The sequence below is a fragment of the Superficieibacter electus genome (genome assembly GCF_002915575.1).
In the GTDB taxonomy this organism is placed as follows: domain Bacteria; phylum Pseudomonadota; class Gammaproteobacteria; order Enterobacterales; family Enterobacteriaceae; genus Superficieibacter; species Superficieibacter electus.
Genome location: NZ_PQGD01000007.1, coordinates 1 through 17088, shown reverse-complemented (window position 1 = coordinate 17088; position 17088 = coordinate 1). Strand labels below are relative to the sequence as shown.

Here is a 17088-nt window from a genome sequence, read left to right as displayed (position 1 = left end):
ATCAGACTCCGGTAATAATCGCGAAATCGTCCGCCAGCCGGTAAAAAGTGTCGGCGTAGCGGATGACCTGACGAATCTCATCAGCACCGGCCTCCACCGGGTCGGGATTATCTGAGACACCGATCAGTATCCAGTCTCCCGACCCGGCATCAGCGTACTCACTCCAGATAGTGTTCTTCACCACAATCTCTGAACCAATGCTTCCAATGCGTTTACTCAGGCCGCCCTGGTAATCACAGAGAATGGTTACTGGCAGGGAATAACCGAGCGGGTCACCTCTTTCGTCGTTACCCAAGGCTTTCCAGACGGTAGCGAAGGCGGTGTATGACCAATTGGCTGCCGAACTCATAGCGCATACTCCAGATATTGATCCGGAGCACCGTTATTGGAGTTTCGCTTTATCTTCAGTCGTGTTACCTGTGAGGTGCGAATAAAATCACCATCATCAAGGACAAGGAATTCCGGCGGGTTTTCTGGATCAAAAGACATGTATCGTCCTAGCCGATATCGGTTTTTTTCCCCATCAAGAAATGCTTTGTAGACATGTTCACCCGATGAATCTGAGTAGGTAACTTCGATGTGAAGACTGATACAGGTAATTGACCTGATCTGTGCCATTAAAGCCTCCCTTTCTTCATGCATCCGCCCTTGCCGATCCAGATGCCAGCAAATGCAGGAGTAGCCGTAGGGTCTGCGGGGATCAACGAAGTCGCACAACCGAATTTATCGAGGCCCCGTAACAGGTTTAAAGAACCTTTCCAGCGATCGGCAAAAGAACCATACCTGAAAGACCGTGACGCGCCGGATGGAGCTGATTCCGAACTGATGTATTTATCGCCCTGACCCAGTCCCATCATTCCCAGCAGGTACATCTGAATTAAAAGCGCCGTTGCTGGGGAATAGTGTGCTGAAAGGCATTCATCAATGCTGTTAGCTTGCTCTACCAGAGCATCCAGAATGAATGAAGGCAGCTTAATACCGACAGACTCCAGATATTCTTTCGCCTGAACCGTGGTTATCATGCGCACCTCAACAATCAGCCCTCCGGAGAGGGCATAAAAAAACCGCCATCGCGGCGGCTGTTATTCAGCAGGGAAAAGCTTTTCCAGCTCACCGTCCGGCAACAGTTCTGCCAGCTTGTCAGCGCCCAGGTTGCCTTTGTGCTCAATGCCGAGTTCATCCAGCCGTTTGACGATCACCTCTTTTCGCGACTGTTTCTCAGTCGTTGCGCCGGGAGTTGCAGGAGTCAGTTCAGCAGATGCTTTATCAGAAAGCTTGCGAACGTGAGACTTAAGCGAAGGATGCAGCTTCTCAAGCTGTACCACATCACCCAGCGCGACACCGTGCCACGGCTTAATCACTTCATATTTCTCAGCCATATATTTCTCTCATAAAAAAATCCGCCGAAGCGGACTTTATTTGATTGTTGGATTATTTACCGGAAAGATGCCGCGACGTGTATCCCGCTCCAGCCTCATTTAGCTCAAGCATTCTTTCCTTTCTCCACTCGATTGCGAGTTCAAGCGCTCTTTTCTCGCCATGAGTTGAGAACCCGAAGAACTTAAAGTGGTTCTTTCCATCAAGGCCACGACAATGAGCTTTGTAGCCTCTGTCGCGATCTCTTTTATTTAAACTTACGCCGACAGAAACTGACTCTGTGGAGTCGCTTCTGCGTCTATTTCTCAAGTTTAAGGCGAATGAAACCACCCTCAGGTTTTCGATCGCATTGTTTAGGCCATTGCCATCAATGTGATCAACTGTAAGGTCTTCAGAAATCTTTCCGCTGGTCAATTCCCAAACGATTCTGTGAGCGTAATAGAGAACTTTGTTGATGCGGACAACATAATATTGGTTTGTACCGCTGTTAAATAAGCAACCAGCTTCGCTACCAGCTTTCTGTCTACCTCTAGCGACAACCCACCGCAAACCAGTTGAAGATGATGGATCCACTGCAATCAAGTCAGATAGAATTGGTGTTGCCATGATTTACCTCCGAACAGGTAATGATTGGTTAGAGCCGGTGTCATGTTAGCGCATGCATCGGCTCGCCTATTTTATCATCATCTGCGCGGAAATGAATCATTAGGCCAAGTTCGCGCCATAAACAACGCCGCTTAAACCCTCACCATCTTTCTTAATCTGCAAGCCCTCTGCGCTCATAATTTGGAAATTATAATTCGACTGAGGGAGCGGACGCGGCAGCGGTACAACACCAACAGCCATACCCACCAGCGGAGAGATCACATCCTGACGACGCTCATAGGCAAGGAACTCATTTCCTGACAGCGCATAGGTCATCTGAATGGACTTCGCCGGGATGAACTTGCTGATCGCATCCAGTACAGTGCCGCTCAGAATAGCGTTAGTACCGGTGTTGATGTCCACCAGGTAAGGCTTAGCCATGTTCGCCCACAATTCAGGGCTGACCCACAGCTTATCGTATGCCGTTACCTTATTGCGACGGGCAGTCAGACCAAACGGGCCGGTCGGGCCGAAGAATGCGAGCAATTGCGCAGGGGTGGCAGTTGTAAGATCAATGTTGGCCCCGCCGGCACCACTACCCAGATTGATTTTCTGAGTGTTGCGGTGGTTTTTCATGCCCTGAGCCGGCAGGCCATCAACCACAATGCTGGAATCGCCGTTCAGATAAAAATTGACGCGTTTTTTATGGAACTTGCGCATCTTTGCAGACTGCGATTCCAGAGCCAGATCGATACCGACCGTGCTCAGACCTGCCGCATGACGCCAGTTAACGCCGTAACCGGCAGTGAATACCGGGATCGGGTCGCCATCAGAACCAAATTCAGCGTGGTCGAAAGAGTATGGAGCCTGACCGTCGATACTGATTGATACGTCATCGGCGATATCGCCAGACACGTTATACAGTTTCGCGGTCTTGCCGATCGGCAGCACGGTCTGGACGCCCATCAGGTCGTTGACGATTTCCATGCCAATTTCCTGATCGCGCATCTGGATAATCTGGCGGTCAATCTCGGCCCAGAATTCGCGGGTAAAGCCACCGATGGCATTCGCGGCCAGCATCTCATGGGTCATACGCGCACGAAACGCGTTAACCATCATGTCGTGCTGAGCATTGAAGATGTCACGGTTCGCCCACAGCTCATTCCAGTGTCCGCGCAGTCGGCTGTTAGCAGCCAGTGTTTCAGCGGTAAAATACATTCTTATTCTCCTGATTAAGCGCCAGCGGCAACGGTGCCGACGCGCATACGCACGCGGATAAAATCGGTAGTGCTGGCGGCAATAGTCGCGTCATCCTGGCTGTAGCCGATCACCGAATCGGTGTCTGCGGTAGCTTTGGTGAATCGCCCATTTGTGCCCAGCTTAATAGGGTCGTCTTTAGCATACGCACCAGGAACACACAGCAGCGCGAGTTCACGCCCTTCTTCGACGTAGTTACCTACGGCAGAATCGCCAGCAGGAACAGCCTCAGTGATATTCAGGCCCTGATGGTAAGCCACATCAATGATATAGAGACGACCGGCCAGCGCAGTAGCCTGAGCAAACTCGTTGTCATCGTTGATTACAGCAGCAGTGCCGGGCAGCAGTGCTGTGGCAGTGGCGCGGGTTTCAGTTTTATAGAGAGAGTGACCGTCGATATTGACGCGGCGATAACGTGGCATTATGCAGCACCTCCGAAGTAAGCGGCCGGATCTGGTGCGCCGGTCTGTGGTTTGTTGTTGGCAGAGTTAGCACCGATTTCCGTTGCCTCCCCCAGAGTTTTAAACATCGCATCCAGCGCTTCACCTGACAGAGCGTTCGCAACGACTTCGCCGTGCTTCGCAGCCACTGCGTCACGTTTGGTTTTCTCTTCAGCGCGCGAGTTGGCAGTCAGCGTCTCGGCGAGCTGTTGGTGGTTTGACTGCAATGTATCTACCTTTTCGGTAATAGGCTTGAGCGCGTCAGCGAGGTTAGCGGCCAGGCCTTTACCGATCTCAGTAATCAACTCTTGTTTTTCTTCAGTGGTTAAAGGCATGTCGCCCTCCGTTTGGTGGTTTAATGCAGGCTGTTCCTGCGGCGTAAAAAGGGATTTAACTTTGTTGGCAACAACCGTTACCCACGATTCTTGGCGGGCTACCGGTGTTCCGGTGTCATCAAAGGTGATTTTTCCACCTTCAGCGTTGTAGCCATAAATCTGGGCGTTACCGCCGTTACGGATAATGACTACCTGTGAGTCGGTGAAGTCTGCCACCCAGGCATACTCGTTCTCACCAGGCGCAAATCTGGCCTTTGCGGCGCGATCAAGTCGCTGTTCCCGCTCGCGATACGATTCACCTACCAGCGCGCCAGAATTTGCTTTGATTGGTGTAGCGCTGTCAGCGTTGACCATCAGGCCAACACCCTGCTCCGGCTGAGCCGCACCTACCTCATAGAGAAGGATGGCGTCATGATCCATCGCGTTAATCTTCGCGACCCACTCAATGCCCTGAGCTTTCTGCTCTGCGCTTGCTTCCAGTTGATCAAGGAAAACAGCAACGCTGGTATGGATTGGAGGAACATCTTCACCGCGTTCGATCGCGGCCACGCGTTCAAGCAATTCGCGCCCGCCTTCGGTCTGATTCGCAACGGTGGTATCTACCCACTTTTCAGCATAAACGCGGTTTCCTGACTTCTTGACATTGCGATTCCACGCGCCAATGTGACCTACGTTGATACCTTCGGGGGAAAATGCAGAGACAAACTGCCCGTTTACAGTAGGATGACCTAGTGGTGCCAGCGTTCCTTCCAGCCCCTGATAGTGAGCGTCGATCTCAGCGGCTGTATACAGGCCGCCGTTCATTACAACGTTCGCAGGTAACGTATAGCTCGGAAGAACCAGATGCGGTCGCCCGTTATAGTTCTCACGTCGAATGGCCTGGCTGTTCACCCGCGTGGTGACGTTGATTTGCATTGGCATAGTTTTTTTCCTGATTTCATGCGGCATGTGAGTGCTGGTGACAGCAGAGGCTATTGGCGGCAAGACCTTTCCACTGTTGATATTCTTTTCTCGCCAGTTCCACGACTTTGGGATTGAGAGGTATGCCTTTGCTGTCAACGAGCACCTCAACCTGCGAGCATTTGCAATTGATTGCGTTCGCGCCGGTCGCATACCATGTCCTGACTTCTTCCACGGTATAGATATGTGCATGGCGTGCTGCATGCGTCTGTCTGGTTGTGGGGCTGAGTGCCGAGAAATGAAGCAGCCTTATATTGAGGCCAAGCGTTTTCATCGCCTCATCCGCTTCGTCCCATCTGGCACGTCTCAGCGCCATGGTCATCTCGGTACGGGCAATCGTGCTGGCGCGCCGGATCTCTATACCCGCCTGCTTACGAAGATTAACTGCAACAACTTTTGGATTAAGACCGCGACCAATACCCTCGGTAAGAATGCGGGCCATATTTCTTTTGGTTTCTGCGGATAATCCTTTCATCTCCTCAAACGTTCGCGCATACACCAGCGCCATGCGGCGCTGATACGGATCGCTTAAAAGCAGTTCCTGAAGAGATTCCCTGTCGGCAAGGTAGGCCGGAGATTGCTGTGAAAGGTTGGCAAAGGCTTGAGCGGTGCCTCTGATTACCGCCACTTCCACATACGTCTGGGCGAACCAGTTACTGTTCTGCCCGCCCTCAAGAAGTACGGAGTCAACAAGTAAGCTGGCATCATCAAGAACCATGCTTAGCAGTAGTGGATCGAGCTGGTATTCGTAATATGCGTTTACTGCCAGTCGGGCCGGTATTCTGTCGAGTGCAGAAATATAGAAGCGGCTAATCTTTTTCATACGCCTTGCGAAATCTTTTATCGCCCTGCGTTCCAGGCTGTCTATGCCTGTCGGGTCCTTATTATTGCCAGGCAATATCGCGGGCTTAGGCGTTGCCTTCGTCTTCTTCCTCATCATCTTCTAATTCCGTCAGGGGATAGATGCCATCAGGCTCATAGCCAGCCGCCACCCGAATTTCAGCCACTGTAAATACCGCCTGACCTGAAGCCAGTGACGTCTGATTAATGCTGCTCATTTTCACAGCACTTTCGAGCTTGTCAGACGATGACTGTTCGTTTAGCTCATCCCATATAATGCTGAATTTCGCGACAGGCTTTATGATTTGCAGGTAGATAAGCTTGTCGACCATATCTTCAACATCGAAAGACAGATCACCGCGCCGGGACTGGCAGCGGCTGTTAAAGTAAATCTGGTCTTCTGTACTGGCGCGCTCGCCTGACTGATTGCCAACAATGATGCGCGAAGGGATATCTACCGAGGCACTGAACGTCTTCAGGTTAACGTCATAGGTCGGTGACGGGTCAGAAACCGCGTTGACCATCGAGGTCACCTGAGCACCCTGGGTAATCAGAAGAACATCGTTACCGATATTCAACTCCCGCGCTGCTTCGTTGTAGCGCTCCTGCAACTCATCAACCGATACGCCATACATTGAAGCCAGGTTGCTGAAATCAACTCCCGCGTCAAAATTGATGTTTTGCTTATTTGCAGCGTTCTTCAGGAATGATTCACCAGACCCACCCTCCACTTTCTCAAGGCTGACGCAGGCGTTGTAGCCCGGCTCAAGAAAGCCGATCTCATCATCTGACATGTCGCCAATTATCAGCACGCGGTCAGGGTGTATTTTTCGCTGTGCAGTGCTGCCGTCGGAGAGGGATTCGGTGTATTGCCACATCGTAATGGCACCAGCGTTATCTCTGCTGCCGACTGTCAGAGCACTTGCCCATACCGGAGTGATCTTCTGTAAAGCTTTCCCCTTAATAACTGGCTGATCCCATCCCCTGCTGTCTTTAATGTGCAGCAGGATGCCTGACCAGCGCCCTACTAAGCGACGGGTATCAGCTTTAGCGAATGACCTCCAGAAACGGTGCGTGAAAACCTGGTTTATTTCGCTTTCCCATGAGGTAATGTCTTCTGACTCATCGGACTGCTCCCCCTCTATCACCTGCGGGTTTGTTCTCCAGCAGTTTGCAACAAGCTTATTCACTGCACCGTGAGCAATACCGCCGCGACGATAGAGTTTGTGCAGATCATCAAATGTCAGTTCTTGTTTGAATCCATATTCGCACCATGCGCTTTCACGCTTGGCGTCAAGCCCCATTCCGGGGTTAAAGGCCAGAGCACGCGCACGGGCAAGCCTGACGTCATTCAGCGCGTGATTGACGGCTAGTGTTATTTTGTCAGTCATGGTTTGTCCGTTGGTGAGTTATCTGCCTTGCAGGCGTTTAGGGATCATCATCCCCATAGGCTGTGTTCCGCCGAGTTCAGTAAGCGCGTAAACCATCGCATCAAGCCGGTCCGGCGATTTTTTAGCGGTGGCTGGCACATATTCCATAAGCTGATTTTCCAGTACATAGAGGTTGCCGTTGTGCGCGACCCGGCCCTGTTCATAAAGCGCGGATATTGGCTCAGCGCGGGCATATTTACCCTTACTGGCATGTACACGAATAATGCGGCCTTTGAACCCGGCGTTACGCATAGTGTCCTCGGCCATATCTCCGCCCTGGTTCGTTTCGATAACGATCGCGTCGGCTTCATGCTCTTCGTAAGCCCACATGGCCTTTTTAGCCCAGCCAGCCGGGGAATACTTACCGCTGTAGTCACCATCGACCGAGAACCGCTTCTTATCACCAGCGCCATAGGCACTCGCGGCCACAATGCCCGATTCATCGCTCTCTTCGCTGTTCGTTGCCTGCGGGTCAATAGCGATTACAGTGCGTACTTTATCGGCATTAATCTCCAGGTCATGCGCGGCGCTTATCATCGTCTCAGTCCACAGCGCGCCTTCGGCATTAAAACGTCGCGGCTTCTGCATGTACTGCGCCTCAGCGGTGCGCCTGTGCGAGAACAGGGAAACGCGGTGAGTCTCGTTGTGCTTGAACGGCCAGAGCCAGCCATCGGGCAGGCCATGATCAATCGGGATGGCGTGGGTATTCTCCGGGTACTGCGCCGAATAAGCCTGGCTGTTATCGATAATCACCGGCAGATTAAGATGGTGCCACTTTTCACCGGAACCGCCACGCAGCAGGTAGCCACTAAGATCGTGATAATGAATACGCTGCATGATGACGATCATTGGCGTCGTCTCGATAGCAAGACGGGATTTGATGGTTTCATTAAAGCGGTTATTCACGCCATCGCGCACAGTCTCGCTGTAGGCATCGTCTGGTTTCACCGGATCATCAATAATCAGTGCGCCCTGCCAGCCAGGCTCCATGTGTCCGGCACGAAAACCAGTAACCTGCCCGGCGGCGGACGATGCGTAAACTCCACCGCCGAACTCATTCCACCACATCGCTTTACTGTCTGCGTCGTCGCGCAGTTCCATCGGCCACATAGCCTGATACGCTTTTGATTTAATCATCCCACGCGCAGTCGAGGAGTTAAGCAACGCGAGATTATGGGAATAAGAGAGATGCATGAAGCGGGCGCGCTGGTTCAGCGCCAACCCTCGGCCCATCATGTTGATGGTTGCCAGTTCGGTTTTAGTGTAGCCGGGCGGCACGTTGATAATCAGTCGGGTTATCTCGCCGCTTACTACCCGGTCCAGTGTCCGCTGTATGACTTCATGGTGTGGCGCGACGATCATTTTTCCGCCTGTGCGCTGTTTGAAGAAGTAACGGGCAAAGTACAGCCCCTCTTCCTCACATTCGATACGGCGTGCTAACGTTTTTTGCTCAGCAGTCGTCATCCTCCATCATCTCCCGCCGGGCAGCCTGGTAATCTTCTTTGCTCATAGTGATTGACTGAATGACGCCGCCGTTCGGCCCGGAGTGTTCCAGCTTATGTTTATTGGTATAAGCATCGCCAACTTCTTTAGCCGCCTGCTCCATCAGCGAGGCAGCCAGCGCCATATTTCGCATGTTCTCTGCTTTCGCCATCATCCGGTCAAGCGCGCGGAGACGATAAGCCTTGTTGGCGATAGGGATGTCGCTTAATTCGGTCTGGAAGCGCTTACGGGTTTCGTTGAATAAATCTACCCATTTCTTCGCTAGGCTAACGCCAGCAGCTTTTGTTGGATCGTGTGATGCCACATGCTGGCGGGTTATCTGAATAGAGAATTCATTTTGTACGGCCTCGACTATCTGAGAGGGCGTATCGAAGCACGCAAGCTGCTGGACGATGAAGGCTTTCACTTCTGGCTTTAATGCAGCCATGATTCACCATCCGTATAGATGAGTATAAAAATTAAGCCAATTTCATGAGGCATGTTCCACACGCTCTGGCTATGTTGATTTTCGCCACTTCGGCGGGCTTTTTTGCAGCGTCGACCATCTCCTGCACATCAGCGCTTGCGCCGTATCTGCGAACCACTCCAATGAACTCTTCAACGTCATGACCACGCATGCAGAGCTTTGGTAGTCCGCTTTCTTTGTAAAACTTTGGTGCGCCAAACTCATCTACCTCCTGAGCAATGTGATAAAGCTCATGCTCTACTAATGCGCAGAATTCAAGATCAGAGCATTGCAGGCAAAAGTCAGCCGCAAGTGTGATGAGGTAATCAGGCTTATGTCCGAACCATTCGTAAAGCTGCTGCTCCATTCTTGCTTTCTGCCATCCTCCGGCGCGGAACATCACTTCTTCTGCCTGGCCGAGAACAGTACGCCCTTTTTTAGTGAACCCTTGCGCAGCCCAAAGAAAGCAGATGTCAGCATCAGCAAGATGAGAATGGTCGGGGTTATGAAGATGCCCTGATTCAGAGATTATCTGTGATTGCACCCATTCATAGACGCCATCAGCAGGTTGCAGATTTATGTATGGATTGAAATCCTCTACAAATACCTCTTTCGGCAATGGCCTGAGGTTAGTATTTTTTTCTTCCATACAGAATTTCCTGCTGGATTGTGAAATATATTCCCGGCATCAGGCGATACATGAGGCGTTTAAAACTTATACAAAGCTCTGTTAAAGGAGCTACTGAAACGCCTTTTGCAGAATTTTATAAAATCGTCTCCTGACCGGAAACGATGGTTGCTGTTACCGATGCGGTGCCCGTCTTCGTAAAGAGAACCTGCTTGCCCGCCGGCACAGAGAAAGACATTGATCGGTTAATGACGTTTGAGCCAGCCAGACCAAGAAGAATAGCGTCTGCAACCCGGCCAACTTCTACACCATCCACCGTGGCGACGATGGTGATGCTCTGCCCTACAGTCAGAGTTGCCGTCAGGGTATAGGTGAAGGTGTAGCTAACTCTGGCGTTTCGCGTAGCACTGACGGTGAATGCCGTGCCGATTGGTCGACCGCCGGATGCGACAGTAGTTACTGTCTGCTCATTAATTCCGTCGAGCTTTTTCTTGTCGGAGGCAGACATCAGACCTTTTGCGGTCTGAGTGGCTTCGGCGGTAGTGGTTGCGTTGGTTCCCTTCATGCTTACGCCAGCAGGCCAGGCACCTGAAGTTTTTGGTCCGAACATGGTCAGAGTGGCAGTATTGATGTAGAAGTCGCCATCTGAACCGGTTGCCGCTGTCGGGTCAGCTGTGCCGCTGCGAACCGATGCGCCGTCTTTACCGTTCAGTGTGGAAACCTGGAGCAGGTTATTCCAGGTGGTGTCGCCTTCATAGCGACCCTGAAAATAACCACCCGCTACGCGCATTTCGAATGACCGGCCATCTCGGCCTTCTATTTCCGATCGGGCTATCAACATCCGCCAGGCAGTTTCGTTATCCAGCTTCCACTTAATCGCTTCATCGTCGGCGATCATCTCAGGGCTGTGACCGTCCTGCCCCGGTTCAGACTCAATCCTTCGTGGAAGTTGAAACCCTCCCGGCATATGCAGTGCCATTTCTCACCTCACGTAACGACGATGTTTGTTATTCCCCATGTCGATCTGACCCATGCCTGCTGGGGAGGAGACACACTCACCCAATCATCAATGACATGGCCCTTTTCGGTATCAAGCGGCTTAGTGGGGGAGTCCCGGAGATAAATCACACCGCCAAGCACCTGGATAGTAGCGTCCTGCGTGCCGTCAGTGATTTGAGTCCATTCGGTAGTTAGCCGTTTTTCTTGCGTAGCCACTTCTTGCTCCTTATCTGGCACTGTCATTATCAAGCCCACCGATGGGATGAGCTTTGTAATGACTACTTGGCGGCACTATCAAAAAGCGCCAGCGCTTCAGTAGCTTCCTGGATCGCCTTAATGGCTTTAGCCACCGGTTCACTTTCGGTGTACACGCGGTTGTACTGCTGAATGAAGAGCTGATATTTCAGCGGATCGTCCTGCACAAACTCAATCGCTTTCGCAGCCGCGGCGGTATCAAGGTTCAGCGCGGCAAGCAGATCAATGCGTAGTTTTTGTGATGCGGTTAATTCAGTGGTTGCCATGATTCCTCCGGCAGGGTTACGGTTTTATTTCATATCGCGATGGGCGTTTTTTATCTCGGTGACAACCTGCTGCTGCATCCTGCGAACATCATCACGGTGCCGGCGCTCCTGGCGAAAGTAAAAGAAGAAGCCAAGCCAGGTCATTATCAGCGCGCCGATGCACATACCGGAGAGGATGTTGTAGATGTTGTATGCGCTCATTCAGACGGTCCCGGTTTGCAGTTAGCTTTCCATTTTTTGTTGTGGGCTAGAATGGCGCGCTTGGTCCGATCATCCATGGTCAGGATATCGGCTTCAGTAACCAGGATTGGCTTAACCCACAGACAGGCTGAGTCGATAACAACAGGTGGCTTATTTGTTGAGCCAGTCATTGCGCAGCTCGTCGTCAACAGCGCGATCAGGCATACGGGTAATATTGTCCTGAACATCTGATGCCTCTTTTGTGATTTCTCCCTGCCGACGGGAGGCGGCCTGAGACGCTTCTATTTCCTGCTTATTCTCGCGTTCGGTGGCGGCCTGCTCTGCCTTGTTCTTTCCGCGTGAATGACCGAGACCGAAAGCGGCGGTAATGGCAGCGACGGCAGCAGCGATGAATCCGAGAATTAACTCAATACTCATGGCTTTTCCTCCGGGTTGATACCGGCATCAATCTTTTGCTCAGTCAGATCCTTGTCGGTGGCGATCTTTTTCGCGCCAATATAACCGGCGGTCGAGAAGCCGAAGAAAAGTCCAAACGTGACATCTGATAGCGTGCCGTTGTATGCCTGCCAGATGACCACGCCGCTGCAAACGAGGAAGCCGAGAAGTGCCTGGGTGCGGCTCAGGGAAATCTGACCCTGCGATCCGCGAATGATACTGGAAATGTCCATCATATGACGCCTTTGTAGATGTCATACGTTCCGGTCTTCATGACTTCAGCGTGGCGGCGGGCGCGATTAGGCGTCTGACGCGCCCAAAGGCTGTTGAGCATACCGCTTGCTGCTTCATCGAATTTACCAGAGGCGATAAGAGCAAGCGTGTTCTTGAACCCCGCCAGCCCATTTACCCCCATCTGGTAAGCCATCGAATAGATGACATCAGATCTGGCGGCATTGCATTTTTGCAGAGCCGCGTAAATTGATGGATTGTTCTGGCACTGGTTTTGTACGCCGGTAACGAATACCTGAAGCCAGACATCGCCAACTGCCCGTGGTACAGAGAAGGTGTAATTGCTTAGACTGGCACCTTTCGGACCAATTTTGATACCACATGCCACAGTAGGAAACCCTTCAGTGTCGATATAGGGCTTCTCTTTGTAACCTTCCTCAAAGTTGAGGATTGAGATTATCTGGCTCATTCCTTCTCTTCCTCGACCAGGGGTTTAACTTTGTCAGCAGTCTTCTCCGCTGTCTGTTCAGGCAGGTGATCAAGCTTCTTCTGTAACTCGCCTACCTGCTCGCCTAACTTTTCAACCTTCTCATCGCGCTTATCGGCGATTGAGCGGTATTCGTTGCGAACCTGATTATTCGAGTAAATGAAAAGCACCGTCATCAGACTGCAAATCGCGCAGAAGAACAGGAGCAGCGCCCCCACTGTTATTCGTCGCTTATGGCTCTGGATAAAGCCTTTAACTTTCATGGTTACCACCTTCCAGCTTTTCCAGCATGCTGTTAACTTGCCCTCGCAGCTGGCCGTCTGGTTCCGCCTGGGTCATGGCAATCAGAATACGAAGAGAGTTCTTAATAATGCGGATATCACTCTCAAGGTGAGATATCCGTTGAAGGTCTGCTTCCCTTCTTTCTCTCAGTAAGTTGTTTTCCGCACGTAGCTCGTCGTTTGTCTGCTTCAGCAGAACGACCTGCTCTTTGTAGTAGGTGATGATCTCCCCACCGGCGCGGTTATTAGTGACCAGAGAAGCCAGTGCTGCACTTACTGGTCTCCAGAAGATAGCTACCGCGCCGCCGCCAAAGACAACCGCGCCTATGCTCGCTATTAAGCTGTTCTCCATTGGGGTGTTTCCGGCTGCGCGTGTGAATAAAAAAAGCCCGCGATGAACGGGCGAGGTGTGTTTCCGTAGAGCAAGGCGCTCTTAAAGTCCCGGTAGCGGGTTTGGTGCATCATTCAGGACTCGAACCTGAAACCGATAGCTTAGAAGGCTATTGCTCTGTCCGGTTGAGCTAATGACGCTAAGGTGATGAGCCGCGGAGGATTCGAACCTTCCTACCCTTCCCTTATGAGGGGACCGCTCATACCTCATGAGCTTCCGGCCCAGATACGAAAAAACCCGCTCAATGGCGGGTTAATGTAATTTCGGCAGAATATCTGATTTACATGAAATATAGGCTTTTCAGTTCGGTTTTGCAATATCTTGTTGGTAATTTGTCGCCTTTTGTTGTGAACGTGATCTCGTCGTTGCGATAAGAGCATCGCTATCAAGGCGCTTAAAGCTGTTACGCATTGCAAGCCAGTGTGGTAAGTAAGTTTCCGTCCATGTTGATTTAGCCACTCCAAGCAAATTAGCCAGCACCTGATATTCGTGTATATCTCGCCCGGCCAGTTCCGCTTGCACATCCTGAGCCGCCAGCCAGATTAACGCCTTCAGCCTGTCCATCGTTTTACCGGCCACCTTTTTCCCTGCCAGCTGCGAACTGAACTCTGACCATGCCCACTGAGTTATTGCCACCTGATTTTCCCAGCGCGCGTTCTCGCTGTAGTTCCAGAGAAGCCATGCTTTCTGGTGCTCATCCAGTGACAGGACCGCCCGACGCCATGATGCGGTGGAGTATTCTACCGGCTGAACCAAAGGGATATGTGAGCCTTTAGCGCGGGACTCCTTGCCGGGAATCGGTGGATTATCAAGCGTTATCATCTTTCCGGTTACTGAGTCCATCACACGCGGCTTCTTGCGCTTGAAGGTGCCGGTATCGAATTGTGCATTCTCCAGCCATGCCATAAGTTGACCCTTAGTCGCGCCGCTCAGATCGGCAGTAGCGATAATCAGTTGTTGCCTGACAAATTCAAGGTACTGAGTATTCATGCTGGCTCCTGTGATTTCTGCTGCGCCGGCTGGCGTTGTGTTTCCTGATTGCCGCGGTGCCGGTATGGACCGAAGGCGCGGAGGATGCTTTCGTATTCGTATTTATCTGCCTGGCTGCGGGTCATGCTGCACCCTCCAGTTCGGTGATGGTTAATTCCAGCTTGCCGCCTTTGAAAATCGGCATCCGCTTCACTCGGTAATCGTCAACCTGCTGGTCGTCCTGCCAGAACCCGGCTTTAGTCAGCGCATCGAATGCGGCCTTCTGTAAATTGTCCAGATCACGGCGGCGGCGGTCAGGCATGTGGCACTCAATGCGGATCTTCGCCGACGCAGTGATGCCGATGTCCAGCATTGAGTCTTTGATGATTCTGCCGACGCTATCGCGGTATTTCTGCCCTTCTGAGCTTATGTGAGTGCGCCCGCGGTTGTGCCGGTAGTAGCGGTTATTGCTCGGCGGCCAGGGTAATGTGATTTTGTAGGTATTCATACAGGCACCACCAAGCCGCGGCGGGCCATCTGAATAACGGTTAAGACGATGGCGCGATCCATAAGCTGGCGACGCTCGTCGCGAGAGAGGACTTTCCCGTTATCAATCTGTGAATGACAGGTCACGCAGATTGCAGCGGTTGCGCAGTCGTCTGTTTTCATCCCCATCCCCTTCCCCTCGTTTCGATGTGCGACCTGCACACCCCATGCACCACACAGGACGCACTGTTCTATCTGACCTACAGCTGCTAGCCACTTTTTGCTTCTATACATTCGCAACCTCCAAAAACCTGCGGTAGGCTGTTTTTTTCTTGATGTTACAAACGGTCTGCGCAGAAACTCCGAAAAGCTTTCCGATATCTCGGTACTTTCCTTCGGCTGCATAGATGGAAATAACCTGATGAGGTGTCAACTTGCAGAAATGATGCTCAAACCCATGCGTCATCAATCCGGTATTGAAGCCGTGAACGGCATTTTCTTGTCGCGTTACCCACTCAAGATTTTCAGCCCTGTTGTTTTTCTTATCGCCATCAATATGGTTAACCTCCGGCTTGTTTAGTGGGTTAGGGATGAATGAATCAGCAACCAGACGATGGACCATTTTGTAACTTGGCTTACACCCTTTACCTGGACTTAAACCAACAAACTTATACCCACCCGGCTTAATTCCTGGAGAAAGGATTTTTCCAGTAATAAGAGATATGACATCGCCATGATCGGTTATCTGATATCTCCCCTCAAAACCTGCAATATCATTAACCTGACATTCACGACCGCGAGCAGCTTTGCGTAAATCAGCCATGACTCTTCCTCCGGGCCGCCAGTCGCAGCCATTTTTGATCGACAAGACGGGCGGTGTAGCCCTTCAGGGTTGGGATATCTGATGGCGCAGGTGCAGCTTTGCGGCGGCGCTTGGGCATACGGAATATGTTGCGCTCTATGACTTTGGCGAGAGGGCTATGCATGTGCACCTCCGAAGCGGGAAGACCATTCCATAGCAAGGCGTGACTCATCACCCCAGCGGACATTGCGCTCGGCACCGAAGGCGTGAATGAGTTCTATCAGGTCGCGCATCTGCGAAACGGTCATTCGGCTGGTAGATTGACCGAGCACAACGAAGCCATCGCCAGCCAGGTTAGGGACTACATCCTGCTTAATCAGCGCGGCGGTGAAAATATTCTTCCAGGATTCCGGAGTTAGCTTACGACCATGCCATTCGACCTGGCTGCTGACATCACTCAGGCAGCACCAAAGCTTCGCATTCTGGTCGATTGAGCGGGTCATCTCTTTTATCTCAATGACGACCGGGCGCTTCTCGTCGATACCAAGTTGGTTGATCGCGTTAATGGCATTGGTTCGGATGTTGGTGTTGCGGAGAAGAAATTGCTGTTTCATACGCCACCCCGAACAGGCAGCGCAGAATGCAGAAAATCGCAGGTGCTTTTCAGCATCTGTGATGAGAGGTGTAGCGTACTCTTTGTGTTTCGCATCTTAAATTTCCCAATTTAAGACGCAGCGGGTACCGGAGGTGTTCAAGCTCCGGCACGTTGATTATGAGTGATACAGGCTAATAAATCAAAAGGCAGGTTACTTTTTTTCAGGTGCTTTGAGTGTGTGATTCTCGATAGAATTCATTGCCGCTTTCCATCCCTCCCACATCATGTCTACCCACGTTGTGGCGTAACCGTCTCCGGCCCGCTTTAGAACGCTACCCAACGGTGAATATTCAGATTCCTGAGCGCGTCGCATCGCCTCTTCCTCAAACTTTTTCCTGCTTTCCATCCATACCTCGACCAGAAATTATTCTTCAATGTATCTTGCCAGTATTTCAGTGGATATGAAAATCACTTCACCTCCGGCTTCGGTGCTGCTGGCAGTGGCATCCAGTGGGTTACATCAATGTTAGGGATACTAATATCATCACCGAGCCATCCCTGACCTTCTGACCAACATTGAACGTAATATCCGTATTCAGTATTAACCGCGCACCATTGACTATCTTCCGGCATTCGCTCGCTTACCGGAATCCATCTTTTCGGAATCACCGGAGAGTTTCTATCTTCCAGGTATGCTGGATCGAATATCTGCTTTCCTTCCTGAAGCCACTGAGAGAGGTTTTCTTTGGCTTGCTGCATACCCTCTGTAACTTCGTCAGCCAACTCATCACGATTACTTACAGGTTCACTGGTGAGCATGGCGGCGCGGAAGGAGTTCCAGCCCTCAACATATCCGCATTCGTGCATATCGATAATTCCGTCTGCGGTAA

At 51.5% G+C, this 17088-nt stretch carries 30 protein-coding genes and 2 tRNA genes; all 32 read right to left on the bottom strand.

Going from position 1 to position 17088, the window contains the following annotated elements; translation table 11 throughout:
* Position 1: 1 nt before the first annotated feature.
* Positions 2-349, bottom strand: a complete 348-nt coding sequence (locus tag CHU32_RS09795) for a hypothetical protein (protein ID WP_103677055.1) — start codon at positions 347-349, stop codon at positions 2-4.
* A complete protein-coding gene (locus CHU32_RS28235; RefSeq protein ID WP_176691679.1) occupies positions 346-489 on the bottom strand; it encodes a hypothetical protein in 144 nt (47 codons plus the stop codon). The genes CHU32_RS09795 and CHU32_RS28235 overlap by 4 nt, the downstream gene beginning before the upstream one ends.
* Positions 490-617: 128 nt before the next feature.
* Positions 618-1022 (bottom strand): DUF7370 family protein, encoded by a 405-nt coding sequence (locus CHU32_RS09785; RefSeq protein ID WP_103677053.1) that lies wholly within the window; start codon positions 1020-1022, stop codon positions 618-620.
* A gap of 60 nt (positions 1023-1082) precedes the next feature.
* Positions 1083-1379 carry a hypothetical protein gene (locus CHU32_RS09780; RefSeq protein ID WP_103677052.1) on the bottom strand — a complete coding sequence of 99 codons (297 nt, stop codon included), beginning with the start codon at positions 1377-1379 and terminating at the stop codon, positions 1083-1085.
* Between the two features lie 52 nt (positions 1380-1431).
* Entirely contained in the window at positions 1432-1983 is a 552-nt protein-coding gene (locus CHU32_RS09775; RefSeq protein WP_103677051.1) for an HNH endonuclease signature motif containing protein, read from the bottom strand.
* A 99-nt stretch (positions 1984-2082) separates the two neighbouring features.
* Positions 2083-3180: a major capsid protein gene (locus CHU32_RS09770; protein ID WP_103677050.1), complete on the bottom strand. Its 1098-nt coding sequence runs from the start codon at positions 3178-3180 to the stop codon at positions 2083-2085.
* A gap of 14 nt (positions 3181-3194) precedes the next feature.
* A complete protein-coding gene (locus tag CHU32_RS09765) occupies positions 3195-3641 on the bottom strand; it encodes a gp53 minor capsid family protein (protein ID WP_103677049.1) in 447 nt (148 codons plus the stop codon).
* Positions 3641-4915 carry a hypothetical protein gene (locus CHU32_RS09760; RefSeq protein ID WP_103677048.1) on the bottom strand — a complete coding sequence of 425 codons (1275 nt, stop codon included), beginning with the start codon at positions 4913-4915 and terminating at the stop codon, positions 3641-3643. Before CHU32_RS09760 ends, CHU32_RS09765 begins: the two co-directional genes overlap by 1 nt.
* Before the next feature lie 16 nt (positions 4916-4931).
* The gene (locus CHU32_RS09755; RefSeq protein WP_103677047.1) at positions 4932-5894 is read right to left on the bottom strand and encodes a phage minor head protein; all 963 of its coding nucleotides are present in this window, start codon (positions 5892-5894) and stop codon (positions 4932-4934) included.
* Positions 5863-7185, bottom strand: a complete 1323-nt coding sequence (locus CHU32_RS09750) for an anti-CBASS protein Acb1 family protein (protein WP_103677046.1) — start codon at positions 7183-7185, stop codon at positions 5863-5865. Before CHU32_RS09750 ends, CHU32_RS09755 begins: the two co-directional genes overlap by 32 nt.
* Positions 7186-7203: 18 nt before the next feature.
* On the bottom strand, positions 7204-8688 hold the full coding sequence (locus CHU32_RS09745; RefSeq protein WP_103677045.1) for a phage terminase large subunit family protein: 1485 nt from the start codon (positions 8686-8688) through the stop codon (positions 7204-7206).
* Positions 8675-9154, bottom strand: a complete 480-nt coding sequence (locus CHU32_RS09740; RefSeq protein WP_103677044.1) for a DUF2280 domain-containing protein — start codon at positions 9152-9154, stop codon at positions 8675-8677. Before CHU32_RS09740 ends, CHU32_RS09745 begins: the two co-directional genes overlap by 14 nt.
* A 31-nt stretch (positions 9155-9185) precedes the next feature.
* The gene (locus CHU32_RS09735; RefSeq protein WP_103677043.1) at positions 9186-9821 is read right to left on the bottom strand and encodes a putative metallopeptidase; all 636 of its coding nucleotides are present in this window, start codon (positions 9819-9821) and stop codon (positions 9186-9188) included.
* Between the two features lie 115 nt (positions 9822-9936).
* Entirely contained in the window at positions 9937-10779 is an 843-nt protein-coding gene (locus CHU32_RS09730; protein WP_103677042.1) for a hypothetical protein, read from the bottom strand.
* Between the two features lie 8 nt (positions 10780-10787).
* Positions 10788-11015 (bottom strand): hypothetical protein, encoded by a 228-nt coding sequence (locus CHU32_RS09725; RefSeq protein WP_103677041.1) that lies wholly within the window; start codon positions 11013-11015, stop codon positions 10788-10790.
* Positions 11016-11077: 62 nt separating this feature from the next.
* Positions 11078-11320, bottom strand: a complete 243-nt coding sequence (locus CHU32_RS09720) for a DUF2560 family protein (protein ID WP_103677040.1) — start codon at positions 11318-11320, stop codon at positions 11078-11080.
* A 24-nt stretch (positions 11321-11344) separates the two neighbouring features.
* Positions 11345-11521 carry a hypothetical protein gene (locus CHU32_RS28230; RefSeq protein ID WP_176691678.1) on the bottom strand — a complete coding sequence of 59 codons (177 nt, stop codon included), beginning with the start codon at positions 11519-11521 and terminating at the stop codon, positions 11345-11347.
* 150 nt (positions 11522-11671) lie between these two features.
* Positions 11672-11938, bottom strand: a complete 267-nt coding sequence (locus CHU32_RS09715) for a hypothetical protein (protein WP_103677039.1) — start codon at positions 11936-11938, stop codon at positions 11672-11674.
* The gene (locus tag CHU32_RS09710) at positions 11935-12192 is read right to left on the bottom strand and encodes a hypothetical protein (protein ID WP_133159262.1); all 258 of its coding nucleotides are present in this window, start codon (positions 12190-12192) and stop codon (positions 11935-11937) included. Before CHU32_RS09710 ends, CHU32_RS09715 begins: the two co-directional genes overlap by 4 nt.
* Positions 12189-12656: a lysozyme family protein gene (locus tag CHU32_RS09705; protein WP_103677037.1), complete on the bottom strand. Its 468-nt coding sequence runs from the start codon at positions 12654-12656 to the stop codon at positions 12189-12191. Before CHU32_RS09705 ends, CHU32_RS09710 begins: the two co-directional genes overlap by 4 nt.
* The gene (locus CHU32_RS09700; protein WP_103677036.1) at positions 12653-12937 is read right to left on the bottom strand and encodes a hypothetical protein; all 285 of its coding nucleotides are present in this window, start codon (positions 12935-12937) and stop codon (positions 12653-12655) included. The genes CHU32_RS09705 and CHU32_RS09700 overlap by 4 nt, the downstream gene beginning before the upstream one ends.
* A complete protein-coding gene (locus CHU32_RS09695; protein WP_103677035.1) occupies positions 12927-13307 on the bottom strand; it encodes a hypothetical protein in 381 nt (126 codons plus the stop codon). Before CHU32_RS09695 ends, CHU32_RS09700 begins: the two co-directional genes overlap by 11 nt.
* 102 nt (positions 13308-13409) lie before the next feature.
* Positions 13410-13486, bottom strand: a tRNA-Arg gene (locus CHU32_RS09690).
* An 8-nt stretch (positions 13487-13494) separates the two neighbouring features.
* A tRNA-Met gene (locus CHU32_RS09685) sits at positions 13495-13569 on the bottom strand.
* A gap of 77 nt (positions 13570-13646) precedes the next feature.
* A complete protein-coding gene (locus CHU32_RS09680) occupies positions 13647-14336 on the bottom strand; it encodes a bacteriophage antitermination protein Q (protein WP_103677034.1) in 690 nt (229 codons plus the stop codon).
* Positions 14333-14461, bottom strand: a complete 129-nt coding sequence (locus CHU32_RS28790) for a hypothetical protein (RefSeq protein ID WP_256098363.1) — start codon at positions 14459-14461, stop codon at positions 14333-14335. The genes CHU32_RS09680 and CHU32_RS28790 overlap by 4 nt, the downstream gene beginning before the upstream one ends.
* Positions 14458-14823 (bottom strand): crossover junction endodeoxyribonuclease RusA, encoded by a 366-nt coding sequence (gene rusA / locus CHU32_RS09675; RefSeq protein ID WP_103677033.1) that lies wholly within the window; start codon positions 14821-14823, stop codon positions 14458-14460. Before rusA ends, CHU32_RS28790 begins: the two co-directional genes overlap by 4 nt.
* Positions 14820-15095, bottom strand: a complete 276-nt coding sequence (locus CHU32_RS09670) for a hypothetical protein (RefSeq protein WP_103677032.1) — start codon at positions 15093-15095, stop codon at positions 14820-14822. The genes rusA and CHU32_RS09670 overlap by 4 nt, the downstream gene beginning before the upstream one ends.
* Complete coding sequence (locus tag CHU32_RS09665) at positions 15088-15624, bottom strand: NUMOD4 motif-containing HNH endonuclease (protein ID WP_103677031.1); 537 nt, start codon at positions 15622-15624, stop codon at positions 15088-15090. The genes CHU32_RS09670 and CHU32_RS09665 overlap by 8 nt, the downstream gene beginning before the upstream one ends.
* On the bottom strand, positions 15617-15787 hold the full coding sequence (locus CHU32_RS27945) for a NinE family protein (RefSeq protein WP_116480920.1): 171 nt from the start codon (positions 15785-15787) through the stop codon (positions 15617-15619). Before CHU32_RS27945 ends, CHU32_RS09665 begins: the two co-directional genes overlap by 8 nt.
* Positions 15780-16217, bottom strand: a complete 438-nt coding sequence (locus CHU32_RS09660) for a recombination protein NinB (protein WP_103677030.1) — start codon at positions 16215-16217, stop codon at positions 15780-15782. The genes CHU32_RS27945 and CHU32_RS09660 overlap by 8 nt, the downstream gene beginning before the upstream one ends.
* Before the next feature lie 449 nt (positions 16218-16666).
* Positions 16667-17088 (bottom strand): DUF551 domain-containing protein (locus tag CHU32_RS09650; protein ID WP_133159261.1); only part of this gene is annotated, 422 nt, incomplete at its 5' end.